A 23791-nucleotide genomic window follows, 5' to 3' on the forward strand; every position below is an offset into this window, starting at 1 on the left:
TCAGGCCCGGATCAGACTCGTGGCGCTGAGACGCGCGTAAACACCGCCGAGTTCGACCAGTTCCTCGTGCGTTCCGCGTTCAACGATGCGGCCTTTGTCCAAGACTAGAATCTGACTCGCATGTCGCACGGTGCTGAGGCGATGCGCGATGACGAAGCTGGTGCGTCGGACTAGCAACCGCTCCAACGCCTCCTGGATTTGCCGCTCCGTCTCTGTGTCCACACTGGCGGTGGCTTCGTCGAGGATGAGAATGGGCGGATCTTTCAGCAAGGCGCGGGCAATCGAGATGCGCTGTTTTTCTCCCACGCTGAGTTTGATTCCGCGCTCGCCCACCTTGGTGGAGAGACCTTCGGGAAGCCGCGCAATGAAATCCCAGGCGTTGGCGGCGCGGGTGGCGGACTCCAGTTCCTCGTCGGTGGCCGACGGTCTGCCGAGGAGCAGATTGTCGCGAATGCTGCCATTGAAGAGAAAGCTTTCCTGCGTGACGACGCCGACGTTCACGCGCAACGCAGACTTCGAGTAATCGCAGAGATTTTTCCCGTCGATTTCGATTTCACCGCTGTCGTATTCGTAGAAACGCGTAAGCAGATTTACGAGCGTGGATTTTCCCGCTCCAGTCGCGCCGACGAGGGCAATCGTTTCGCCGGGGCGGGCGTGGAGTGAGATATGTTTCAAGGTCGGCAGATCCTCGGAGTAGGAAAAACTGACGTCTTTATAATGGACCTCACCTTGGAAACGCTCGCCGTTGTCCGTGTCGCTCGCGCCAATCTCCGTGGGTGTGTCGAGGATTTCAAAAACGCGTTCGCCTGCCGCACGACCCGCCTGGATGAGTTGATTCAAGCTATGGAGGCGCCCAATGGGTTCGTAGAGGAAGCGCGCCAGAATGATGAATGCCGTCAGTTCGCCGAGTTGCATCGTGCCCCCGAGAACGGCGCGTCCGCCGAATCCCAGCATGAGAATCAGCCCGCACGAGGTGAAGAAATTCATCGACGGCGAGTAGATCGCCCACGAGCGCATAACGATCAAAGTCGCTTGTCGCAGTTGTTCGCTGATCTGGTTGAAATGAACGTGTTCCTCGTTTTCCCGGACGTAGGTTTTGATCTGGCGGATACCGGCGAGATTGTCGTGCAAGAGGGAATTCATCGCGGACGACGCCTTGCGCTGGAGCCGGTAACGCTTGTGCGCGGTAAGCGTGTAGGAAAGCGCGCCTGCCAGCAAAAACGGGATCGGCACGAGTGCGAGCCAGGTCAGGCGCGGTTGCTGCCAGAACATCAATCCGCCCACGATCAGGATCTGCATGATGGAGACAGTGCCTTGCTCGATGCCATCAATCAGCACGCGTTCGACGGAGTTCACGTCCTCGAGAATCCGCGTCATGATGTCGCCCGTGGAGCGGTTGTCGAACCAGTTGAGCGGCAGCCGCTGAATGTGAGAATAGAGGTCGCTCCGCAGGTCGAAGATCACTTTTTGCTCAAAGGTGTTGTTTAGGAGGATGCGGAGTGCGTTAAAGAAATCTTGCAGGAAAAATGCCCCAAGCCCCGTGAGGACGAGCGGCAGCAGCAGCGCGGGCTGCTTTCCAATGATGACTTTGTCGATGATCTGCTGAGTTACCGTCGGAAAAACCACCACGAGTAGAGTGGTGAGCATCGCACTGAAAATCGTCCCGGTCGCCATCCACGGATAGCGCCGGACATAGGCAAACACCCGCAAGACCGTGCCCAGACTCGGTTTTTTCGCAAGGGGATCATCACTGCCGGCGTAACGCATAAGGAGGCGGAATCTCCGCGTGGCGTTGACACGGCGCAAGTGATAGCTAACGCAAAGCACTTGCCGCCAAGACATTTCGGCTGATACTTCCCGCATGAAGAAAGTCGCACTCGGGTGTCTGGTTATATTGGTGGTCGTAGTGGGGATTCTGGTGCTGTCTGCCATCGGGAGTTACAATCATCTCGTCGGGCTCAAGCAAGGGGTGAATGCCAAATGGTCAGACGTGGAAAACCAATATCAACGCCGGGCCGACTTGATCCCCAATTTGGTCCAAACCGTGTCTGGCGCGGCCAATTTCGAGAAATCCACCCTGGAAGCTGTCGTGCAGGCGCGGGCGAGTGTGGGACAAATGAAAATCACTCCTGGCGAAGCTCCGGCCACAGCCGAGCAACTCAAGCAATTTGAACAGGCTCAAGGTCAGCTCGGAACCGCCCTGTCGCGTTTGCTCGTGGTCTCGGAAAATTATCCGGAGTTGCGGGCCAATGCGAATTTTCAAGGCTTGCAGGCGCAATTGGAGGGAACTGAAAATCGCATCACCACGGCACGCGGCGATTTCACCGCCGCAGCGCAAACTTACAACACGGCTATCAGTAAATTTCCCGCCGTGCTTTTCGCGGCGATGGCTGGGTTCACAACGCGTCCGTATTTTGAGGCCCGTGCTGGCAGCGATGTGGCACCGCGGTGAAGTTCGACTTCGGCAACAAGCCCTGATCCATGCGCTGGCTCTGGCTGGTGATTCTTTGTCTGGCGGGCTTGAATGCGGGCGCCCAGTCTTCGGTTACCCTGCCTGCGAAACCAACTCGTTACGTTTCGGATCGGGCCTTCGTATTGGATGAAGCGCAGATCGGGCAACTGAACGCGCGGCTGGAGACGTTTGAGCGCGAGACATCGAATCAACTGGTGGTCGCCATATTTTCACGCCTGCCGGCAAATGCTGAGATCGCCCAATATTCGACGCAAGTTTTCCGATCCTGGCAGGTTGGTCAGGCGGGAAAGGACAATGGTATCGTTCTCTTCATTTTCAAGGACGACCGGAAGCTGTTTATCGCCACCGGCCGCGGCTTGGAGGGCGCGCTTCCAGATGTGACTTGCAAGCAAATCATCGATAGCGAAATTGTGCCACGTTTCCGTTCAGGTGATTTCCCAGGCGGAATCGAGGCCGGCGCAAATGCGATCATGGCGGCAACGCGGGGTGAGTACCATGGCACTGGCAAGACCGTGGGCGAGAGCCAGAAAAATGAAGGCGGTGCTTCAGGCGGATGGATGGTGATTGCGTTCTTTATTTTGTTCATGCTCTTCGCCCTGCGGCGCAATGGACGCGATGTGCTGGTGAATCGCCGAGGCTACAGTTCCTTTGGAGGCGGTTGGATCAGCGGCGGCGGCAGCTCCGGTGGTAGCTGGGGGGGCGGTGGTGGTGGAGGCGGATTTTCCGGCGGTGGTGGCACCAGCGGCGGCGGTGGAGCGGGAGGGAGCTGGTAAATGAAAACGAAAGAGTTCATTCACCAACTGGAAAAAGACCGCCTGGTGGACGCCATCAAGGAGGCGGAGCGTGGAAATTCCGGCGACGTGGTCTTATTCATCAGCCACAAAAAAGTGGAGAACGCGATGCACGAAGCGCACGCTATTTTCCATCGATTGAAGCTGGAAAAGACCACGCCGCAGAACTCGGTGCTAATATTTGTCGCGCCGAAAAGCCAGAAACTCGCCGTCATCGGCGGCACGGACCTTCATCAAAAACTGCCGCAGGAATGGTGGACCAATCTGGTCTCCTGCGTGACTGAACGCTTCGCCGGCGGCCATCTTACTGAAGGTTTGTTAACGGCTTTGCAGACAATCGGTGACGTTCAGCGGCAGTATTTTCCGATGGTAACGACGCCAGATCGCACCGGCCAAAAGGATTTGCTGGAGGATTGCTGAATCTTCAGACAGCATCGGGAAAACCCCGGCCAGAGCGGAGTTTGAGACGTATCGTAGCCGCAATGTGCTACACTGTGACGTTTTTGTAATCCATGATTAGTAAAATAGGCAATCAGACCAAATCGTTTTTGCAAACCGTCGGGAGTGTTGTCTGGCTTCTGCTGAACACGGTTTCCGAAATGATGGAAAATATCACCCGCGGGCGGGCTCCCTTCCGCGCCGCCTCGCTTTTTGAGCAAACGGACCGCGCGGGCGTGGGTTCGATCCCGCTGACAGCGATGGTGGCGTTTTTTCTCGGGCTGACCATGGCCATTCTCACGGGTTACCAGTTGCAACGCTTTGGGAGCGAACGCTATGTCCCGGGTTTGGTGGCGGTGGCGTTTACACGCGAGTTAGGTCCGCTTCTAACCGGAATTGTCATTGCGGCCCGGATTGGCGCCGCCTACACCGCAGAGCTGGGAACCATGACCGTCTCCGAAGAAGTGGAGGCGTTGGAAACCATGGGCATCGGACCGATGCGTTTTCTGGTGGCACCACGCGTGGTGGCGATCACGTGTCTGATGCCCTGCCTATCGGTGGTGGCCACAGTCGCGGCTTTGATCAGCACCGCGCTCGTCTCTTGGTATAACCTAAATATTTCCTTCTCCTATTGCCGCGATTTGATGCTGGAAAGCATCATGCTGAAAGACATCTATACCGGCGTGGTGAAAAGCCTTCTTTTCGGCCTCATCATCGGCCTCGTCTCCTGCTACAAAGGACTCGCCGTGCAAGGCGGTGCAGCTGGTGTCGGCTCTTCGACGACCTCCAGCGTGGTCATCGCCATCACGACGGTCATCGGCATGGATACGGTGGCAAACATTATCCTCACCAACGTCCTGCCATGAGTGATCATCCTCTCATTCGTTTGGAAAATGTGCGGCTCGCCTTCGGAGAAAAAGTCATCTTGGACGGATTCAATCTGGCTGTTGAAAAGAAGGAGCGCCTTGTTGTGATGGGTCAGTCTGGCAGCGGCAAAAGCACGTTGCTACGATTGATCTGCGGTATTCTTAAACCGAATTCCGGTTCGGTGAAATTTGGCTACTTGGAAGTGCCCAAACTCAAGCGCAGCATGCTCAACCAACTCCGGCGCAAGATTGGAATGGTTTATCAATATTCCGCGCTCATCAGCTCCATTAACGTGCGAGACAACCTAGCCTTGCCGTTAGAAGAACTGACACAAAAAACTCCGGCTGAGATTGAAAAGTTGATCGATGAGAAACTCGATATGGTGAACATGGCCGAGTCCAAGTTTGCCATGCCCGCCGAACTCAGTGGTGGCATGAAGAAACGCATCGGACTCGCCCGCGCCCTGATGATGGAGCCCGAGTTGATCCTTTACGACGAGCCCAGTGCTGGCCTCGATCCGGTCATCAGCTCGGTCATTGATGAACTCATGATACAAGTCAGCGAACAAACTGGCGCGACTTCCATTATTGTCACACACGAAATGGAGAGCGCCTTTCGCGTCGCTTCGCGCTTGGCGATGGTCTATAAAGGACAGGTGATCGAAGTCGGGACTCCCGACGAAATGCGCGCTTCCAAAAATCCTGTGGTTACCCAGTTTCTTTCGGGTGACACCCATGGGCCAATATTGGAAAATACGGGGCAGACACCACCCGAAGCGGTGGAAAACAATTCCAGAACTCGAAAGAAACGTTAATCCACTTACACCATGCAAGTCATCCGCAGTGAAATCCGCACCGGCCTTCTCGTCCTTATAACCATCGGAGCGCTCGTCGCGCTCGTCCTCTATATTGGCGCTCCCGGTGTTTTCAAAAAATTAAACACCTACTACGTTCGCATCGACAACGCATCAGGCATCAAAGCGGGCGCTCCCGTAAACTTGGCAGGACGCAAAGTTGGGCAAATTATCGACCTGAAAACCCCCGTCCCACTGAAAGAGCGCCCGGCGGACAAACCCGATTACGAAGCTATCATCACAGTCAGAGTGGAAGCCGATGCGCCACTCTACAAAGTCTGTAAAACCCGGATGGTTGCGTACGGATTATTGTCTGAACTTGTGATCGATTTCACCAACGGCGATGAAACCAGCGGGCTCGCCGAGAACGGTCACATCTTCATCGGAGAACGCGAGGCTGCGCTTTCCGAACTGGCTCCAAAAGTTCTCGACAAATTGGAGCCTCTCATCATCACAGGCAAAGAAACCTTGGCCGAACTCAAAACGGCAGCGGCCAACATCGGCAGCATCACCGCCGATGGTTCTGAGTTCAATCTTGCTCTTAGTCGCTTTCACGCCTTGGGAGATAACCTTGCGAAACTGACCGATCCACAGGGAAATCTTACAACCTCACTAAATGACTCCATGGCGTCGCTGAGACGCTCGCTCGCCAATGTGGAGAAAATCACAAGTGATCTGGAAGGCGATGATCTCAAAGTCACCCTCGCGAATTTTCGATCCGCATCCGTCGATCTCAAGGGAACGGTCGTTTCTCTCAGAAACACCGTCGGCCAGGTCGGCCCGGAACTCGTCGCTACCGGCAGAAACGCCAGCCAGTTTACCGATACCATCAAGCGGCAGCCGTGGCGCATCATCTGGCCTTCGACGAAAAACTATGCCAACGAGCAGCCGGGCGACGTGCAAGTCCGCCGCGCGCTTCCGGTCAGTCGCCGCTAAGTCCGGGAATTTTCCGCTGTGCCTGCGAGCCAGCTCTGGCTAAATAGCGGAGCGCGATGACACTTCCCACTGGCAACGTCACATTTTTCTTCACAGATATCGAAGGCAGCACGCGTCTTTGGGAGGCGAACCTGGCCGCGATGGGACCGGCACTCGCCTTGCATGATCGCATCCTGCGGGAAGCCGTTACCACGCACCACGGCATCGTCTTCAAAACGATTGGCGACGCCTTTTGCGTAGTCTTTAACGAGGCTCCCGACGCCGTCGCCGCAGCCGCTGCTGCGCAGCATCGTCTCGCCGAAACGGATTGGGGAAATAACGCTCCGCTCAAAGTGCGCATCGCCATCCACACCGGCGTGGCAGAGCTCCGCGAGTCAGATTATTTCGGCCCAGTGCTCAACCGGGTTGCGCGTTTGCTGGCTGCGGGACACGGTGGACAAACGCTCCTCTCGCTTGCCACCGAGGAGCTGGTACACGACCGCCTGCCATCGCTCGTCACCCTGCGCGATTTAGGCGAAAATCGGCTGAAAGATCTTGCCCGGCCGGAGCGGATTTACGAGCTCATCATTGAGGGCCTTGAGACCCAGTTTCCGCCGCTGCGTTCACTGGAGCGCTTTCCGAACAATCTTCCTGTCCAGCTCACCTCCTTTATTGGCCGTGAAAACGAACTCGCCGAGGTTCGAGTTCAACTCCAATCCACCCATTTGCTCACGCTCACAGGACCCGGCGGCACTGGCAAAACCCGCCTCTCTCTCCAAGTCGCTGCCGAGCTTTCAGACCAATTCCCGGACGGAATCTGGCTGGTGGAATTTGCCACGGAGACTGACCCGGAAAATGTTCCCACCAACATCGCCACAGTGCTTGGTTTATTCGACGGCGAGAAATCTGTGGAAATGGCGCTCGCCTCCTTTCTCCGCCGCAAAAACCTCCTGCTCATCCTCGATAATTGCGAGCACCTCATCACGCCCATTGCACGGCTGACCGAGACTCTTCTCCGCCAAGCCCCGCAGCTTCGCATTCTCGCCTCCAGCCGCACACCGCTCGGAATTCCCGGAGAAACCACCTGGCCGGTGCCTCCGTTGAGTGTTCCAGAAATGTCGCGCTGGGGTGGGCTCATCCGCTATAATCTGGAAGAATTGGGGCGGCTGGAATCGATCCGGCTCTTTGTGGATCGCGCTGCGGCAGCGCTTCCGTTCTTCCGGCTGACCGCCGAAAACAGCCAGGCCATCGCCCGCATTTGTTACCGGCTCGACGGCATTGCACTCGCACTCGAATTGGCTGCGGCGCGAGTCAAGGTTTTATCACCGGAACAAATCGCCGAGCGCCTGCAAAATCGTTTTTCGCTCCTCACCGGCGGCAGCCGCACCGCGCTTCCGCGACAGCAAACTTTGCGTGCGCTGATCGATTGGAGTTACGATTTGCTCTCTGAGAAAGAACACATTCTCTTTCGCCGACTGGCGGTTTTCGCCGGGGGGCGAACCCTCGCTGCCATTGAGGCGGTCTGCGCGGATGACGAACTGGAAACTTGGGAAATGCTCGACCTGCTCAGCCAGTTACTGGACAAGTCGCTGGTGAGCGTTGAGAGCGGACCAGCGGGTGAGCCGCGTTACGTTTTCACCGAATCCATCTTTCAATACGCCCGCCAAAAACTGTCGGAGTCGAGCGAATCCACGATCATCAATGACCGGCATTTAGCCTATTTTCGGTATATTGCGGAAACAGCCCAGCCTTATTTGATGGGACCAGAACAAGCCCGCTGGCTCGAAAAGCTCGCGGCGGATCGCATCAATTTTCGCATGGCCATTGACTGGGCCACCAAGGACTCGGCTCATGCCGAGGAAGGCCTGCGCATGGCAACTGCGCTGACCCGCTTTTGGGAAGTGCGCAGCGATTTGCGCGAGGGCCGGGAATATTTTTCAAATCTGCTGGCTGTGGCCGATCCCATGCCCCGCCTCCTGCTGGCAATCAGCCTCGGCAGTGCCGCCCGCCTCGCTTGGTGTCAGGACGACAACACTTTCGCCTATGAGGCGGTGACGCAATGCATCGCGATGCTCACTGCGCTGGGTGAGGAGAAGCAATCCGCCGAATTTATCGCCATGCGAGGGTTTGTAGAGCGCCTGGAGAATAAAGCGGAACTAGCAGAAACAAGCTTTCGCGACTGTCTCGCCATTGCAGAGAAATATCATGACGAGCGACTCCGCGCTATCGCTAACACTGGCTTGGGCAGCATCGCCTCTGATCATGGTAAGTATACGCTCGCGGATCAACTCAAGCGCCAAAGCTTGGAGACATTTCGAAAGCTGGGAGACCGCTATTTTATTGGGTTGAATAGCTGGAGTCTGGCAAGCAATGCGCTGCAAAGCGGCCTGATTGACGAAGCCGCCGCTCTCTATCGCGAGTGCAGCGAAATCGCCATCCAACTCGCCAACCGCTGGATTATTCCCAATCTCATCGAGGGTGCGGGCAACATCGCGCGCATTCGAGGCGATCACGAAAAAGGCCTCACGCTGTTTGCCGCAGCCTCAGTCTTGCGCGACCGGCTGGGATTGTCTTTTGCGCCTCTCGACGTTCTGGCCTATCAAGAAATATTGAGCGACTTCCAACGCGCTCTGGGTGAGCCAAGTTATGCAACAATTTGGGCGCAAGGCCGCCGGCTGACCCCGTTGGAAGCGGCCCAACTCGCTTTTCCTGGAATTAAAATATGACCCGCGCCATTGTATAGCTTGGCACATCCCGTGAAGCCTTCAGGCAGACATGAGTATTCCTTTCCTTGGCTTATTTCTGCCAAGGCCCAGCTTCCTTTTAAGTATTGCACAAGGACGACGCCGCAACCTAACCTTTGCAAGTTTACTGTGCAGGGAGCAACCCAAACGGCTTGTCGCTCACATAGATTCGATAATCCTTGATCCGGCCCGGCGAGCCGTTACCGGCACGAGGGAGATAACGAATGCCACTTACAGGAATATTCTCACCCAAGTCGATAACGACTCGATGAGGAAAGTCGGCGCTTATACGAGTGTATTCCGAATGCCAATGCGTGGACGGCTGCCCATCGAGCATATTTTCTGCATCGCACGAGGCACCTGTAACTTCCTCACTGCTCACCCAAAAGATGCTCCAGAGATTCTTGGAAAGAACTTCCCCTTTTGCATCCAGCGCGTCGAGCTCAGCCACGGCGGCATTGTTTCCTTTCTCCGCATTCAGTGCCTCCAGGCATAGATAACGACCTTTTTGAAGACGCGCGAAATGCACTTCCTGCCACTCAGGCTCGGGCCTGAAGCTGCCTTGTGCGGCGGGCATAATCTGGGATGCTGAAAACGTGCCGCCGGCGCGAACCTTTCGAGCGAAATCCAGCTCCGGCCGCTGCTCATCCAAGATTGGCTGGACTAGACCTGAAAGCATCGGCTCCTGCGGCCCGATGAGATCGAGAACCACCACTTCGTTCCGGCCCGGCTTCAGCCATGGTGCCGGGCAATACATCGTCTGTGTGGGACCGATGTTCCAGAAGCGTCCCAGACAGTGACCATTGATCCAGAGCACACCCTTACTCCACTTGCGTACATCCAGAAACGTGTCGCCTATTTTCGTGAGCTCGAAGGTGCCATGCCAAAAAGCTGCACCCTTTGCCATTGCTTTTTGGTAGCGCAGTCCAGCGAGCTCCGTCTCATCCAGCGGCAGAGAAAAAATCTCCCAGCCTTTTAGTTCAGCGTCTGCCAATTTCACAGGGGCATGCAGGCCTTTGCGGTCAAAGACTTCACTACCAAAATTCACACGCCCCATTGCTTCAACAAGTAAATCCAGCCGCGATTCTTTCGTGCGTGCCGGGAGTTTGACTTGAAAACGCTTTCCGCGTCGGTCTATGACACCCACTTGTTTGCCGTCCAAAAAAATCCAGGCGAAGTCGTGAATTTCTTTCACGCTAAGAATCCCGGCAGGACCTGCTGGCAGCTTGGTGCGGTAAACGACGCAGCCACGGCTCTGCCCATAAAACTCCATCGTGCGAGGAGTTTCATCATTCTGTGGCTGGGGCAGGTTATCAAAAACCGGTGCTGTTTCCGACAGACTAAAAGCGGGAATTTCGATTACTGGAAGCGGCGCAGGGGGCGCGGGAATTTTCTCTCCAGGCAATAGATATTTCGAAAATAAATCCCGGACGCGGATGAATTTATCCGTTATCTGACCCGCCTCACTAATCGGAGCATCGTAATCGTAGCTGCTCGTGTCGGGGGAAAATGGACGGTCGGCTCCCGCCCACAAACCAAACGAAGTGCCGCCATGCGCCATGTAGATGCTAAAGGAATGGTCGTTCTGGAGCATGTATTTCAGATCTCCGATGAAGCTGTTCACGTCGCTTTTGCGATGATGGCCGCCCCAAACGTCAAACCAAGCGGGATAAAATTCCCCATTCATCAACGGCCCCGTTTTCTGAAATTTGCGCAGCGTCTCGAACGCTCCCTTGGCGGCACCGGGTTTGAAATTCACTACCTGAAAAAGATCGTCGCGATATCCGCTGGCGATGGCTCCCGCTGGATTGCACGCGAAAAGAGGCACGTCGATTCCGCCGTCTATCATAGCTTGCCGGAGCCTACCCATATATTCAGTGTCCTTGCCAAACGAACCGTATTCGTTCTCCACCTGCACCATAAGAATAGGACCGTCTTTGGTGATTTGCAGCGGAGCCAGAACACGGGCGACTTCTTTCAGGTAGCGGGCGGCGGGCTCCAGAAATTGGGGATCTTGCGAACGAAGCTTGATCCCGTCGCGCTTAACCAGCCACCACGGGAGGCCACCCATCTCCCATTCCGCGCAGGCATAAGGTCCAGGACGAACTATCACCCAGAGGCCTTCCTGCTGAGCAATGCGACAAAATTCCGCCGCGTCACGCCAGCCAGTCCAATCAAATTTCCCTTCCTCCCACTCGTGAAAATTCCAGAAGAGGTAAGCGCAAACAGTGTTCAGTCCCATGGCCTTGGCCATTCGCAGGCGTTGACGCCAATATTCCGGAGGGATCCGTGCAAAATGCATTTCGCCGCAGCGAATGACAAATTTTTGGTTATCCAATTCGAAGTTCTCAGCACCAATGGAAAAAGTGTGTGTGGGTTTTGCCCCAACTGATTGGGCTACACACGGAACGGTGAGAATCGTGAGGGCGAGGGCTAATAAACGGGATTTCATAGGGAGGAATTCAGGCTAGGTAGTTTTGGTAGCCGATAAAATCTTATTTGAGTTATTAGATCACCTTCGGCCTTGTCCAAGGCACGTGCGGATTGGACAGGATCACGAGTGATGAGATAAGATTAACGGAATGCGGCATGGCTGTGGAGTATTGGAAGACAATACCTGATTGCCAATCTTCCTTCGTTTCAACTAAGAAGTCATTGGCTGGTTGGTTATTGGCAATGATTGGACTAAGACATATGAATGCAGACCGGCGCTGGATAGAGCAAAGCGAAGACACGCCCGTGGTATCCGCAGATGAAATTATAGTCAGGAGATCGACAGCGATTGGACTAACGTCGCCATGCGAGTCGCCTCATGCCTGACTCAAGTTTAAGCAGTTGCGCGTTAGCACCGCAACTGGAAAAGTCCCCAGCAAATCTTCTAACATCACTGAGGAAACCGCTTCTCCAGTGAGAATATTTTTCCATCCAATGACATCCAAATCTTCTATTTTTGTGCCAGCCCAAACAGTGTTCGTCTCCGGCGCAGATTTATGGAGATTCAGTCTTGGTGCGATCACGAGTAACGTTTGCTCCTCTTTCTGCCGTAGAAAAGCTACTATCTGCTTCGCAGATTTTCCGGTGACTTTCACCGGCTTATAATCTCCGCTGTCGAAGATCTCTGGCTGCGTTTTTCTCAACTTCAGCAACTGATGAATCACATGCAACTTGATACGGCCATCACGCCAGTTCTTCAGCAGGTCCCCCGCTGAAACTCCGGACTCTAGCGAGGTTAGCATTTGCTTCCGCAAAGCATAATCGACCGGGCGGCGATTATCTGGATCCACCAAACTCCAATCCCATATTTCTGTGCCTTGATAGAAATCAGGAACTCCGGGTGAGGTGAGTTTGAGCACTGTCTGGGAAAGGGAATTCACCATTCCTGCGAAAGCAATGGTCTCCGCCATTTTTTGAAGCTCTCCCAGAAAGCGATTCCGGGCATTGGGTTCCAAGATGACGCCGATAAATTTCTGAACCGCTGTGTCCCAAGGTTCATTCGGGTCCACCCAGCCGCTATTCACCTTCGCTTCGTGCAAGGCCTTCACCATGTATTCCTGAATGCGTGCGATATAGCAGGCACGGGCTTTTTCATCCATCGGCTCCAGTGGCCAGCATCCCAGCAGGACCTGGTAGAGCAGATATTCCTCATTGGAATCGGGGGCCAGTTCTCCATCCACATTTGCGCGGTGACGGCGGTTTAACATCTGCCAGTGCCGGACCGTGCGAATCCATTCGCGAGGCATTTCCGAGAGAACCGCGAGGCGCGCGCGCACATCCTCACTGCGTTTAGTGTCGTGGGTGGAAGTCGCCAGCAAACATCTCGGCAGCTTCTCCAACCGCTGCTGATTGCCAGCGTGAAACTCTTCCACGCTCAAGCCAAATTTCTCCGGGTCCGAGCCAACTTCATTGAGAGCAATGAAGCGGTTGTAAACATAGAACGCAGTGTCTTCCACGCCCTTGGCCATCACCGGCCCGGTGCATTGCTGGAACTTCAATACAAAGTTGGTCCGCAGTTGCTCGTCCACAGGATGCGGATTTTCGGGTGGTGGCAGGAGCACATCTCTGATGAATTCAAAAACCGTACGCTCCAGTCCGGGATTATGGCCTCGCGCCAGCACGATGGCTTTCAAGACGAGCCGACGATCCATTTCGGAAATAGATTCACCTGGTTCCAAGTACGAACGGTAAACTGGGAAGAAGGCAATCACCTCCCGCACGGCCATCGTGAGGGCATTGAGTGTGAAATCACGATACCAGCGATTGCACTCCGAAATGCGATTGAGCAAATATCCCAGCGCGTTCACCTCTCCAGCCATGGAGACTTGCATGACCAGTCGTTTGCCGAGATAGACCTCCTCGCGGAAATGTCTGCGCCGACCAGTGAGCGCTGCATAGCCGACCGTTATAATTTTTTCTGCCGCTGAATCGACTTGAAGTCCGGTCAGCTCGCTGGCGAATTCATAGCCTGTCGTTCCATGCACTGGCCAGGTTGCTGGCAGTTCCTCGGATACTCCCAGTATTTTTTCCACGAGGAGCCAGGCGGCCATTGGATTATCGGGACTTCCACTTGCCTCGCCAAATGCGCGCTGCAATTTCTCCAGATAAACGCGCGGCACTGCCAGCCCATCGATGTGGTCGATGCGCACTCCGCAAATGTTTCCCTGGCTGACCAGTTGCAACAGGAGCCGGTGCGCATCGTGAAAAACTTCGGGCTCCTCCATGCGCAAAGCAGCGAGTGAATTCACATCAAAAAAGCGCCGGTAGTTAATCTCCTCTGTCGCCACTTTCCAATAACTTAGGCGGTAGTTTTGTTGTGATAGAAGAGCGTCAAGCCGGTCCAAGTCAGCTTGAAGTTTATCAATTCCTGTCGCAATGGATTCATGGAGTGGCTGATCTTCCGAAGACAGTTCTGCGAGTCGCCGCCTAAAGTTTTTCCGTTCCTCGACACTCGCAGTTCCAGTGACACGAAACACCTTGTCCAATGCGTCTAACAAATTACCTATTTCCTCCATCGTCAGATCGGAAGTCCCGATTGCTTCTTCCAGCATTGGCGTCACGGATACAGGTGAAAGTGGCAGGCGAGTTCCATAATAATCCACTTGGTAGGAACCCTCATTCCAAATAATTTTCAGTTCTCCTTTTTCCAAAACTCGTCCGTATTGATCGCCTAAAATCGGCAGCAGGACTTGATTCTCCAATTCGCGTTTCAGGGGTTTCCAATCAATGTCGAAATAGTTGGCGTAAGGCGAACTGGAGCCATTCTCCAACACGTCCGCCCACCAACGATTTTGCAGGCCGGTAATGCCCATGTGATTTGGCACGAAGTCCACCAAGATGGATATCCCCCGCTTCTTCAGTTCATCGCTGAGCATGGCAAAATCTTCAGCCGTTCCGATCTCTGGATCGAACTGATTATGATCGCAAACGTCGTAGCCATGCACGCTTCCTGGGGCGGACAAGAAGAATGGCGACGCGTAGAGATGGCTGATGCCCAGCGCATCAAGATACGGCACCAGATCGAGCGCATCCCGGAAGGTAAATTTTTCGTGGAATTGCAGACGGTAAGTCGCTCGTGGAATGAGGGCGTGTGACATAGGAATGGCTGATCACTTTAGCAACGGAATTGAGACTTTTTCCGGTTCCAAAAATGAGCGGAGTTCCAATCAAATCATGACGTCCGACTGGGATGCTATTTGCGATATAGCCTAGATGTATGATGTCGCGATTATTGGCGCCGGCCCGGCTGGGTTAAGCGCGGCTCTGATTCTTGGACGATGCCGACGCAATGTAATCGTGATTGACGCTGGTCATCCACGCAACGCCGCCTCCGGGCATATGCATGGTTTCCTATCGCGCGACGGAGTATCGCCCAAAGAATTTCTTAAAATTTGCCGAGATCAACTGTCGATCTATCCTGGTGTGGAGTTGCAACACGGAACAGTCACCGAGTGCCAGCGCCTGGAGAATTCATTTGACCTCCGCGCCGAAAATGGGGCGACATTTTCATCCAAGTTGCTGCTACTCGCCACTGGCTTGATCGATCCTCTACCGCCTTTGCGCGGCATTGAGAAATTCTACGGGAGCACGGTGCATCATTGTCCATATTGCGATGGCTGGGAACATCGCGATCAGGCTATCGCGGTTTATGCAACCGGGGCGGGTGCGATCGAGTTTGCTTTGGAGCTGACCTGCTGGAGTCGGGATGTGGTCCTTTGCACTAACGGCGGGAAAGTCTCCCGAGAGGATCGTGAGAGGTTGAGAACCAATGGAGTAGAGTGCCTCACTGAGAGCATCGTGTGTCTTGAAGGTGATGGGGATCAACTCACAGCGATCCGGTTTGGAAATGGGAAAGTTCTCCCGCGTCAGGCTTTGTTTTTTGAGACTCGCCCGAAGACTGCCGCTCGATTTGCGCGTGACATGAAATGCGATTTTACAGATGATATTAGCATCCGAACCGGAGACTCTGAGGAGACAAATATTCCCGGCGTCTTTGTGGTTGGAAATGCCAGCGATGGGCTGCAGATGGTGGTCATGGCTGCGGCGGAAGGCGCATCTGCGGCTTATGCGATTAACGAGCTACTTTTGAATCAGTCTCTAGTGAATCAAGGCGCGAAAAATAGGATTGGATGATTCATGCGCAATACAGTCGGGCAGCCTAATGATCGACGGCTGACTTCCAGACGGTTGGACGCATTGCAATGAAAGTCGTTTTTCAGGCATCCGCCTACGCCGACATCGGGGCGGCCTCCGATGCGTGTGTTACTTGAAAAATTCGCCGATTATTTCCACCACGTACTCCTGCTGCTCGGATTGGAGTTCGGGAAAAATGGGGAGCGCCAATGATTCCAATGCAGCTCGCTCGGACTCGGGAAAATCCCCTTTTTTATAACCGAGATAGCCAAAGCATTCCTGCTGATGCAACGACAGCGGATAGTAGATTTCGCAGCCAATTTTACTGACTTGGAGATGCGCCTTCAGAGCATCCCGGCGGGTCGTACGAATCACGTATTGGTTGTAGATGTGATGATGCTTCAAGTCGCGTCCGGCATGTGGCTCCACGGGCAGCGTGACGTGCTCCAGTAATCCAGCTCGGGTGAATAGTTCGCTGTAGCGCACGGCATTTTCACCACGTGCGGCGGACCAATCGTCAAGGTGCGGCAGCTTCGCCTGTAGCACCGTGGCTTGGATGGCGTCCATGCGAAAATTTCCGCCGATCAACGAATGATAGTAGCGCGGAGCCATGCCGTGATTCCGCAGCGCATCGATACGGGCGGCGAGATCCGCGTCACGGCAAGTCGCCATGCCAGCATCGCCGAAAGCGCCCAGATTTTTCGTCGGATAGAAGCTGAAATAACTGCTCTCCGACATGGACCCGGAACGTCCGGCCGTGCCGTCCGAAAGCAGATACTCTGCCCCGATCGACTGAGCCGAGTCCTCCATGATGTGCAGGCCGTATTCCTCACCAATGGCACGAAAGGCATTCATCTCCGCACAGCAGCCGAAAAGATGGACGGGAATGATCGCGCGCATGATGAGCCCCGCTTCATTGACCACGTTGCCGTCGGAAGAATGGTGGCATTTTTCCTCCAGATATTCCCGGACCTTTACCGGGTCCAAGTTATAGGTGGCTGGATCGATGTCGGCAAAAATGGGGGTCGCACCGAGACGCGCGATGCAGCCCGCCGTGGCGAAAAACGTGTAGGGCGTCGTGATGACCGCGTCGCCCGGACCAATCCCGAGTGCCATTAGAATCACGAGTTGCGCATCTGTGCCGGAGGAAACGCCGAAGGCAAAATTCGCGCCACAATAGTCGGCCAGCTCCTGCTCGAGTTCGACCACTTTCGGGCCCAGACAAAAACCCTGGGCCTCGCAGACGGCGGCAATGCGTTTTTGAATTTCGCCGCGCAACGGGGCGTATTGGAGTTTGAGATCGAGCAAAGGGACTTCCATGGTAAATGGCAGTCTAATCATAAACGCGGCGGCAATTCAACTTTACCGTGTGCCCAGGTCTCGACTAAAAACGGCGATGAATTCTTGGGGTGCTATTTTCGATTGGGACGGTGTGATTATTGATTCCTCGCGACATCACGAGGAGAGCTGGGAACGGCTCGCTCAGGAGGTGGGCAAGCCACTGCCGGAGGGACATTTCAAGCGCGGCTTCGGTATGAAAAACGAGTGGATTATTCCCAATCTATTGAAATGGTCCGAGGAAGTGGAGGAGGTCGGCGCACTGTCTTTGCGGAAGGAGGCGCTCTATCGGGAAGTGGTGGCCGATTGGGGCATTGAGGCATTGCCGGGCGTCGTCGATTGGCTGGCGTCGCTGAAATCCGCTGGCATCCCATGCGTAATTGGATCTTCGACGCATCGGTTGAACATTGAGACGACTTTGGATCGACTGGGCCTGCGCGATGCATTTAACGATGTGGTGAGCGCCGAGGATGTGACGGCTGGAAAGCCTGACCCGCAGGTGTTTCTGAAAGCTTCTGGAAAAATCAACGTGGCCCCAGAACTCTGTGTGGTTTTTGAGGATGCTCATGTTGGCATCGACGCTGCGCGAAGGGCGGGCATGAAGGTCATCGCAGTGGCCACGACGAATCCGATCGAAGAACTCGGCAAGGCGGATCTGGCGGTGCACTCACTGGCTGAATTGAGCTTGGAAAGAATGGCGCGCCTGTTCGATTAGGCTGGTTTTCAACGTGTTGCAGATACTCAGTGAGAGGCCTCTTCTAAAAAAAGGAACCGCTCTTTTGGTCCATTGCGATTTCTTTCTTGTAACGGTTGCTCTTCGGCGCAGCCAGATTTTTAACCAACAAACCAGATTCTTATGAAAACTGCAGCGACTGTAGATATCCTGAACGACCTGATCGAGATTTGCAAAGATGGACAGGACGGATTTCGCGATGCCTCTGAAAACGTGAACAATCCAGAGCTGAAGGCTTTGTTTGCAAAGTATTCCCTCCAGCGGTCAAAATTTGCTGGTGACCTGCAACAGCACGTCACCAGCCTCGGCGAGCAAGCGGAGAAAACCAGCGGCTTCGTGAGCGCGGTGCATCGCGGCTGGATCGACTTAAAAGCCGCCTTCACAAAAGGCAGCGATCACGCCATTCTGGCCGAGTGCGAACGCGGCGAGGACCACGCAGTGGAAGCTTACCTAAATGCACTTGATCAAGAACTGCCCAGCAACATTCGCAACGATGTTTACGAGCAATATTCAGCTGTGCAAATGGCGCACGACGATATTCGCGACCGCCGCGATTCGACTCCAGAATAATTGCTATTACATGATTCAAATGCCCGCACTGGCTCCAAGTCGTGCGGGCATTTTGCTTTTCGATATTTAGTTAGACACAGCCTGGGCCTCGGCCACGGCAATGGCTGTCATGTTCACAATTCCTCGAGCCGTCACGGATGGCGTGAGGATGTGCGCCGGTTTTGCGGCCCCCATTAAAATCGGTCCCACGGGCAGCGCATCGGAAAGAATTTTGACGAGTTGGAACGCAATGTTGGCGGCGTCAAGATTCGGCATGATCAGGACGTTTGCCTCGCCTTTTAAACTGGAGTCCTGCATCACACGATCCCGGATGGTTTGCGAAAGTGCACTGTCGGCCTGCATCTCTCCATCGATTTCCAGAGAAGGTTTGAGTTGGCGAATGAGCGCGAGCGCCTCACGCATTTTTACTGCGGACGGAGAATCGAATTCGCCGAAATCACTATCCGACAGCAACGCAACTTTGGGTGTAATGCCCATGCGCCGCACGTGGTCCCCAATCTGAATCGCCATGTCAGCAATCTCCGACGCGGAAGGGTCGAGGCGCACATGGGTATCCGCCAGAAAAAAATTACCGCGTTGCGTGATGAGCAGCGATAGCGCGGAGAGTTCGCTCACACCCGGAGCGAGTCCGATGATGTCGCGGATAAAGCGCAGCCGGCTATGGAAACGTCCTTCCAATCCGCAGAGCATGGCGTCGGCATCGCCGCGTTGCAACGCGACCGCTCCGATGACCGTGGTGTTAGTACGAACGAGCGTGCGCGCGGCATCCGGCGTCACTCCCTTGCGTCCGGCGACGGCAATCAGAGTGGCCACGTATTCGCGATAGCGTGGGTCATCCTCCGGATTGATCAGCTCGAAATCGTGACCTGCGCGGATGGAAAGTCCAAAGCGTTTGATGCGACTTTCAACCACTTCCGGGCGGCCGATCAAGATTGGAATTGCAAGCTTTTCCTCCAGCACCACCTGTGCGGTGCGCAAGACACGTTCGTCTTCGCCATCTGCGTAAATCACCCGACGCGGAGAACTTTTCGCTTGTGTGAAAATTGGCTTCATTATGAAGCCGGAACGCGACACGAGCCGATCCAGTTGATCGGCGTAAGCGTCGAAATCCGTGATGTGGCGCGTGGCCACACCGGTATCCATCGCAGCTCTTGCAACAGCGGGAGCGATCCGCAAGATCAGCCGCGGATCGAATGGCGACGGGATGAGCGAGTTCGGACCGAAAGGAGGGGCGGCACCGCCATAAGCCAGCGCCACCACATCGGACGGCGCCTCTCGGGCGAGCTGCGATATGGCTTCGACAGCTGCAATTTTCATTGCCTCATTGATTGTCCGCGCTCCTACATCCAGGGCTCCGCGAAAAATGTAGGGGAAGCAGAGAACGTTGTTCACCTGGTTTGGATAATCGGAGCGACCGGTGCAAATCATCGCGTCTGGACGGATCGCAAAAGCCTCCGCTGGGAGGATCTCCGGCGTGGGATTAGCCAGGGCTAGAATAAGCGGACGCGGCGCCATCTGACTCACCATTTCCGGCTTCAATACGCCACCCGCGGAAAGGCCGAGAAAGACATCCGCTCCGGAGATGATTTCACTCAAAGTCCGGGCGCTGGTTTCCTGTGCGTAAATGGATTTCCAGCGGTCCATGAGCACTTCGCGACCGGCATAAACGACGCCTTCCAAATCGCTCACCCAAATATTTTTACGACTGGCTCCGAGCGACACGAGCAGGTTGAGGCAGGCGAGCGCGGCGGCACCGGCACCGGAGCAAACGATCTTGACCTCGCCGATATTTTTAGAGGCGAGTTCCAATCCATTCCGCACGGCGGCACTCACGATGATGGCAGTCCCATGCTGATCATCATGAAAGACCGGGATCGACATGCGCTCGCGCAGCCGTTCCTCGATTTCAAAACATTCCGGACCCTTGATGTCTTCGAGATTGATTCCACCGAAAGTCGGCTCTAGAGCGGCCACGACATCGACAAATTTCTCAACGTTCTTTTCATTCACCTCGATGTCGAAAACGTCGATTCCGGCAAATTTTTTGAAGAGCACCGCCTTGCCTTCCATGACGGGTTTCGCAGCGAGCGGGCCGATGTCGCCTAGACCGAGAACGGCGGTGCCGTTGGTGATGACCCCGACCAGATTTTGCCGAGCGGTGAGTTCACTGACTTGGGTCGCATCCTCCACGATGGCTTCGCACGCGGCGGCGACTCCGGGAGAATAAGCCAGGGCTAGATCGCGCTGGTTGCCCAGCGGTTTGGTGGGCTGGATTTCGAGTTTACCCGGCTTTGGAAAACGATGATAAACCAGCGCTCCCGTGCGCAAGTCGTCGGACATTATGGTGGGCGTGCGGCTCATGATGTTCCTGCCAGGATAACGATCTAACTCGGCTCTGACGAGTCTTTCCTCTGACGACTGCGACCTTATTCCTTGAGTCGGCTGGTCAGCGGGATTCCGTATTGCTTGCTCAATGCTGTCGTGTCGGCCTCCACGGTATGGGCATCGACATAGAGCACTTTCGGATCGTCGCTTACTTCGATTTTGTGGAAGCCGTCAATTGGAGTTTTCAGCGCCTCATCAAGATCGGCAATGCTCTTGATGACATGGTCGTTCACCTTCTCGACAATGAGGTAGCTGAGCTGGTCATAACCAATCGTGCTCGGCGCGGAAAGAATGTGGCTGATGAAAACAATTCGACCGCGATCCGACGGAAAGATCTCTGATTGATACCGGTCGAAATAGACGAACTTGATTGGCGCGTCCTTCTGCCAGTTGGTGCCCCATTCGCGCAAATACTGGCGGCTGAGTTCCTGAAAAAGAAATCCACCGAGGAGCAGAAACTTCGGCGCGCGATCATAGACATAAGGTTCGATAACGTAGCTCTGCGGAGGCCGGTCGCTGGCGGTCGCAGTCGTCTCCTTAATTTCGCCGTTGCGAGAGTATTTGATTTTGATGGCATCGCCAACGTAGTGCTCGGTGCTGATGAGGTGGTTGATGGAAATTTTGCCGAAAACCGGGTGCGTATAATTTCCGTCGGGATCGATTTCCTGGTCATCCACGCTGAGGACCACATCGCCTTTTTGCAGTCCGGCTTGGGCGGCGGCGGTGTTTGCGTCGATGTTGCTCAGATAAATGCCGCCGGCGTCGGGTGGGAGTTTTAGAAAACGTCGCAACTGCGGATCGCGTGTCGGTTCAAATTGAATCCCTGCCCGTGGAAAACCGCGATACGGCGTGTCTGCGGCGGCTTTGAGAAAATGCTGGATGACCGGCAGCGAAATGGACTCAACGGTTTGCGAGCGAGGATCAAAACGCAGAAGGAGTCCGGCTAGTTTTCCATCATGCACGATGGGAACGGTGTAGCTGTTTTCGCGGTATTGCAGGGCGGCGGTGATTTTGAAAAGGAGATAGCCGTAATCCTCCAATGCATAACGCCCCACTTCACAGGAGGTGACGAGTCCGCTGGTGGCGACGAGAGTGCCGCTGTTTTCGAGTTGCCAGACATCGAGGCGGTCGCCAGTTTTTACCTGGCCCGCAATGGTCAGGCTGCTGAGAGGCTCAAGAAATTTGGGATCTTCGGGAGCGAGCAAGGCGAGATTTGCCTCGTAGTCCACGGCGAGAAGTTTGGCCGCGACCTTCTCACCAGAACCGGCTTTTTCGAGTTCAATGTAACTCTGGTTGGCGACCATCTCGGCGGTAACGAGAACTTTGTTTCCCGGGAGAATCGCTCCGAGAGCACGCTTGGAAGCGGCTGGTTTTTTTCCCCACGGACGAAAGAAATCGTAAGCCTGGGTGGTGCCATTGACGCGCACAACGGCGAGCGGGCTGCCGGTGGCGACGGGTTTTTCCTCGGCCAATGCGACGCTGATGAAACCGAGCACGAGTGAGAAGACTGCAACTCGAATGGAGAAAAAATGGCGTGTCATGTTAGCGAGCCGGAGGGTTGGCGAGGTTTTGCTCCTTCGCGACATTATAGCGGTCGAGAATGCGCTTCCTGGCGGCTTCGACGACGCTGCGTTCGAGGACAGCGGGACGTCCGCCGCCGAGAAATTGAATGATGTAGGTGTCGCGATTTTCGGCGAGAGCTGACGCGAGATCGTCGAGGACTTTGATGGGTTTCCCATTCACGCTGTCCACAATATCGCCTTGAAACTGCCCCAGATACGTGTTCACCGGATCGGGCAGGATGCTGCTCAAAACCACCAGATCGGGATGCGCAGTGTAAAGCTCCTCGGTGATGTAGAAGTTGTAATAATAACGCGTCCGCAAGTCATCAATGGCAACTGCCGCCATGAAGTCGCGATTGATCGGCTGGAAAAGCAGTCCGGCAAATAGCACGTAGCGTGGCGGTGTATCGTAGCTGTTCGCCTGCATCGAGTAGGGCCAGGCGGACTTGAGTTTGACCTTTGCGGTCACGGGCTGGCCGTTTCGGAGGAGTTGAAAAACAACGGTGTCTCCCTTGAATTTCCGCTCCACGATCTCGGTCATCTCGATGCGGTCGTTGTCCAGCTCGACAAATCCATCGCTGGCGATCGGCACATTATCGAGGCTGAGAAGAATGTCGCCCGGCTGCAAAATTCCGGCGCTGGAACCTGCCGCCGCGACACTCGTAACCACGATACCGCGGTCGTCGTCGGGGAGCTTGAGCGCGGCGCGCTGGGCAGGATTGACCAGTTTGAAATAGTTGATCGAGAGATCCACGTATTTGTCGTAGCGCCCGTCTTCAATGTCTTTCAGAAAGCGTTTAACGACCGGAGTTGGAATCATATAGGCGACGTTTTGCGCCTGGTCGCCGCTGTAGCCTTGGAAGGCGACTCCGACGACTTTTCCCCCTTGCATGACGGGTCCGCCGGAGTTTCCTGGGTTCACGGCCGCATCGATCTGGATGGCTAAATGCGAATCGATGCCAGAGTGCGTATAAGGTTGGAAGTCGATTCGGGAAACGATTCCGCGTGTGACGGACATCAGGTCGCCCCCGATGGGAAATCCATAGGCCGAGACGACGGTTTCGATCTCTGGAATGCCGCCCAAAGGCAGCGGCGAGCTGCCCTTGAAAAAGTCCGGATTTTCCACATCCAGCACGGCGAGATCGCAGTCGTGCGCGATGTATTTGACGTAGGCGACGTATTTCTTGGGATCTCCCTGGCGCTCGACGGTGAGGAAGCGATTGTTGCTGACAACGTGGGCGTTGGTGAGAATGCGGTTGCCTTCAATGACGAATCCCGCGCCGACTCCGCCGCCGACCGCACCCGGGTTCCATGGGACTTTGTAATCCACGTCCTGCTCGGTGCAGGTGATGCGGACGAGACTTTTACGAATTTCCTGTGCCTGCGAGACACCGGGTTGGGCGCGGGTCGTATGAAAAAAAAGAACGCCGAGAAGGAGCGGGATCAGTCGTGAGATCATGCAGATTTGCGCCAAACTATGGAGGCAGTCCCGCTG

General features: G+C 55.0%; 17 protein-coding genes. 10 read left to right on the forward strand and 7 right to left on the reverse strand.

What is annotated here, in order from left to right:
* Positions 1-1767, reverse strand: coding sequence for an ABC transporter ATP-binding protein (locus ABIT76_02140; protein MEO7931935.1), 1767 nt, complete (start codon positions 1765-1767; stop codon positions 1-3).
* 94 nt (positions 1768-1861) lie between these two features.
* On the opposite strand from ABIT76_02140, the gene ABIT76_02145 reads away from it, so the two are divergent.
* From ABIT76_02145 to ABIT76_02175, 7 genes are all read left to right on the forward strand, one after another.
* Positions 1862-2452: a LemA family protein gene (locus ABIT76_02145; GenBank protein MEO7931936.1), complete on the forward strand. Its 591-nt coding sequence runs from the start codon at positions 1862-1864 to the stop codon at positions 2450-2452.
* Positions 2453-2481: 29 nt separating this feature from the next.
* Positions 2482-3246: a TPM domain-containing protein gene (locus ABIT76_02150; GenBank protein MEO7931937.1), complete on the forward strand. Its 765-nt coding sequence runs from the start codon at positions 2482-2484 to the stop codon at positions 3244-3246.
* Positions 3247-3684, forward strand: a complete 438-nt coding sequence (locus ABIT76_02155) for a DUF5130 family protein (GenBank protein ID MEO7931938.1) — start codon at positions 3247-3249, stop codon at positions 3682-3684.
* Positions 3685-3776: 92 nt separating this feature from the next.
* Positions 3777-4568 carry an ABC transporter permease gene (locus tag ABIT76_02160; protein MEO7931939.1) on the forward strand — a complete coding sequence of 264 codons (792 nt, stop codon included), beginning with the start codon at positions 3777-3779 and terminating at the stop codon, positions 4566-4568.
* On the forward strand, positions 4565-5383 hold the full coding sequence (locus tag ABIT76_02165) for an ATP-binding cassette domain-containing protein (protein MEO7931940.1): 819 nt from the start codon (positions 4565-4567) through the stop codon (positions 5381-5383). Before ABIT76_02160 ends, ABIT76_02165 begins: the two co-directional genes overlap by 4 nt.
* Before the next feature lie 12 nt (positions 5384-5395).
* Complete coding sequence (locus tag ABIT76_02170) at positions 5396-6358, forward strand: MlaD family protein (protein MEO7931941.1); 963 nt, start codon at positions 5396-5398, stop codon at positions 6356-6358.
* 56 nt (positions 6359-6414) lie between these two features.
* Entirely contained in the window at positions 6415-9063 is a 2649-nt protein-coding gene (locus ABIT76_02175; GenBank protein MEO7931942.1) for an adenylate/guanylate cyclase domain-containing protein, read from the forward strand.
* Positions 9064-9205: 142 nt separating this feature from the next.
* Here the strand turns inward: ABIT76_02175 and ABIT76_02180 are convergent, their stop codons facing one another.
* Together ABIT76_02180 and treY are read right to left on the reverse strand one after the other, a co-directional pair.
* Positions 9206-11533 carry a beta-galactosidase gene (locus tag ABIT76_02180; protein MEO7931943.1) on the reverse strand — a complete coding sequence of 776 codons (2328 nt, stop codon included), beginning with the start codon at positions 11531-11533 and terminating at the stop codon, positions 9206-9208.
* A 358-nt stretch (positions 11534-11891) separates the two neighbouring features.
* Positions 11892-14672: a malto-oligosyltrehalose synthase gene (gene treY, locus ABIT76_02185; protein ID MEO7931944.1), complete on the reverse strand. Its 2781-nt coding sequence runs from the start codon at positions 14670-14672 to the stop codon at positions 11892-11894.
* A gap of 115 nt (positions 14673-14787) precedes the next feature.
* Here treY and ABIT76_02190 point away from each other — a divergent pair, with 115 nt between their 5' ends.
* On the forward strand, positions 14788-15708 hold the full coding sequence (locus ABIT76_02190) for an NAD(P)/FAD-dependent oxidoreductase (GenBank protein MEO7931945.1): 921 nt from the start codon (positions 14788-14790) through the stop codon (positions 15706-15708).
* A 129-nt stretch (positions 15709-15837) separates the two neighbouring features.
* Here the strand turns inward: ABIT76_02190 and ABIT76_02195 are convergent, their stop codons facing one another.
* Positions 15838-17028 (reverse strand): DegT/DnrJ/EryC1/StrS family aminotransferase, encoded by a 1191-nt coding sequence (locus tag ABIT76_02195; protein ID MEO7931946.1) that lies wholly within the window; start codon positions 17026-17028, stop codon positions 15838-15840.
* Positions 17029-17104: 76 nt separating this feature from the next.
* On the opposite strand from ABIT76_02195, the gene ABIT76_02200 reads away from it, so the two are divergent.
* Both ABIT76_02200 and ABIT76_02205 read left to right on the forward strand, forming a co-directional pair.
* Positions 17105-17761, forward strand: coding sequence for an HAD family phosphatase (locus ABIT76_02200; GenBank protein MEO7931947.1), 657 nt, complete (start codon positions 17105-17107; stop codon positions 17759-17761).
* A gap of 141 nt (positions 17762-17902) precedes the next feature.
* Positions 17903-18349, forward strand: a complete 447-nt coding sequence (locus ABIT76_02205; GenBank protein ID MEO7931948.1) for a PA2169 family four-helix-bundle protein — start codon at positions 17903-17905, stop codon at positions 18347-18349.
* A gap of 66 nt (positions 18350-18415) precedes the next feature.
* Here ABIT76_02205 and ABIT76_02210 read toward each other — a convergent pair whose 3' ends face one another.
* The 3 genes from ABIT76_02210 to ABIT76_02220 all read right to left on the reverse strand — a co-directional run bounded on the left by ABIT76_02210 (position 18416) and on the right by ABIT76_02220 (position 23755).
* Complete coding sequence (locus ABIT76_02210; protein ID MEO7931949.1) at positions 18416-20710, reverse strand: NADP-dependent malic enzyme; 2295 nt, start codon at positions 20708-20710, stop codon at positions 18416-18418.
* Between the two features lie 65 nt (positions 20711-20775).
* Complete coding sequence (locus tag ABIT76_02215; GenBank protein MEO7931950.1) at positions 20776-22275, reverse strand: PDZ domain-containing protein; 1500 nt, start codon at positions 22273-22275, stop codon at positions 20776-20778.
* Position 22276: 1 nt separating this feature from the next.
* Positions 22277-23755, reverse strand: a complete 1479-nt coding sequence (locus ABIT76_02220) for a trypsin-like peptidase domain-containing protein (GenBank protein MEO7931951.1) — start codon at positions 23753-23755, stop codon at positions 22277-22279.
* Between the last annotated feature and the right edge of the window lie 36 nt (positions 23756-23791).

Source organism: Chthoniobacterales bacterium (assembly GCA_039930045.1).
In the GTDB taxonomy this organism is placed as follows: Bacteria; Verrucomicrobiota; Verrucomicrobiia; order Chthoniobacterales; family DASVRZ01; genus DASVRZ01.

Excerpts from the sequence above, each read along its gene's own strand:
- ABIT76_02170 (MEO7931941.1), top strand. The coding sequence starts at position 5,396 with ATGCAAGTCATCCGCAGTGAAATCCGCACCGGCCTTCTCGTCCTTATA.
- ABIT76_02190 (MEO7931945.1), top strand. The coding sequence starts at position 14,788 with ATGTATGATGTCGCGATTATTGGCGCCGGCCCGGCTGGGTTAAGCGCG.
- ABIT76_02150 (MEO7931937.1), top strand. The coding sequence starts at position 2,482 with ATGCGCTGGCTCTGGCTGGTGATTCTTTGTCTGGCGGGCTTGAATGCG.
- ABIT76_02175 (MEO7931942.1), top strand. The coding sequence starts at position 6,415 with ATGACACTTCCCACTGGCAACGTCACATTTTTCTTCACAGATATCGAA.
- ABIT76_02195 (MEO7931946.1), bottom strand. The coding sequence starts at position 17,028 with ATGGAAGTCCCTTTGCTCGATCTCAAACTCCAATACGCCCCGTTGCGC.
- ABIT76_02165 (MEO7931940.1), top strand. The coding sequence starts at position 4,565 with ATGAGTGATCATCCTCTCATTCGTTTGGAAAATGTGCGGCTCGCCTTC.
- ABIT76_02205 (MEO7931948.1), top strand. The coding sequence starts at position 17,903 with ATGAAAACTGCAGCGACTGTAGATATCCTGAACGACCTGATCGAGATT.
- ABIT76_02210 (MEO7931949.1), bottom strand. The coding sequence starts at position 20,710 with ATGAGCCGCACGCCCACCATAATGTCCGACGACTTGCGCACGGGAGCG.
- treY (MEO7931944.1), bottom strand. The coding sequence starts at position 14,672 with ATGTCACACGCCCTCATTCCACGAGCGACTTACCGTCTGCAATTCCAC.
- ABIT76_02220 (MEO7931951.1), bottom strand. The coding sequence starts at position 23,755 with ATGATCTCACGACTGATCCCGCTCCTTCTCGGCGTTCTTTTTTTTCAT.
- ABIT76_02200 (MEO7931947.1), top strand. The coding sequence starts at position 17,105 with ATGAATTCTTGGGGTGCTATTTTCGATTGGGACGGTGTGATTATTGAT.
- ABIT76_02160 (MEO7931939.1), top strand. The coding sequence starts at position 3,777 with ATGATTAGTAAAATAGGCAATCAGACCAAATCGTTTTTGCAAACCGTC.
- ABIT76_02140 (MEO7931935.1), bottom strand. The coding sequence starts at position 1,767 with ATGCGTTACGCCGGCAGTGATGATCCCCTTGCGAAAAAACCGAGTCTG.
- ABIT76_02145 (MEO7931936.1), top strand. The coding sequence starts at position 1,862 with ATGAAGAAAGTCGCACTCGGGTGTCTGGTTATATTGGTGGTCGTAGTG.
- ABIT76_02180 (MEO7931943.1), bottom strand. The coding sequence starts at position 11,533 with ATGAAATCCCGTTTATTAGCCCTCGCCCTCACGATTCTCACCGTTCCG.
- ABIT76_02215 (MEO7931950.1), bottom strand. The coding sequence starts at position 22,275 with ATGACACGCCATTTTTTCTCCATTCGAGTTGCAGTCTTCTCACTCGTG.
- ABIT76_02155 (MEO7931938.1), top strand. The coding sequence starts at position 3,247 with ATGAAAACGAAAGAGTTCATTCACCAACTGGAAAAAGACCGCCTGGTG.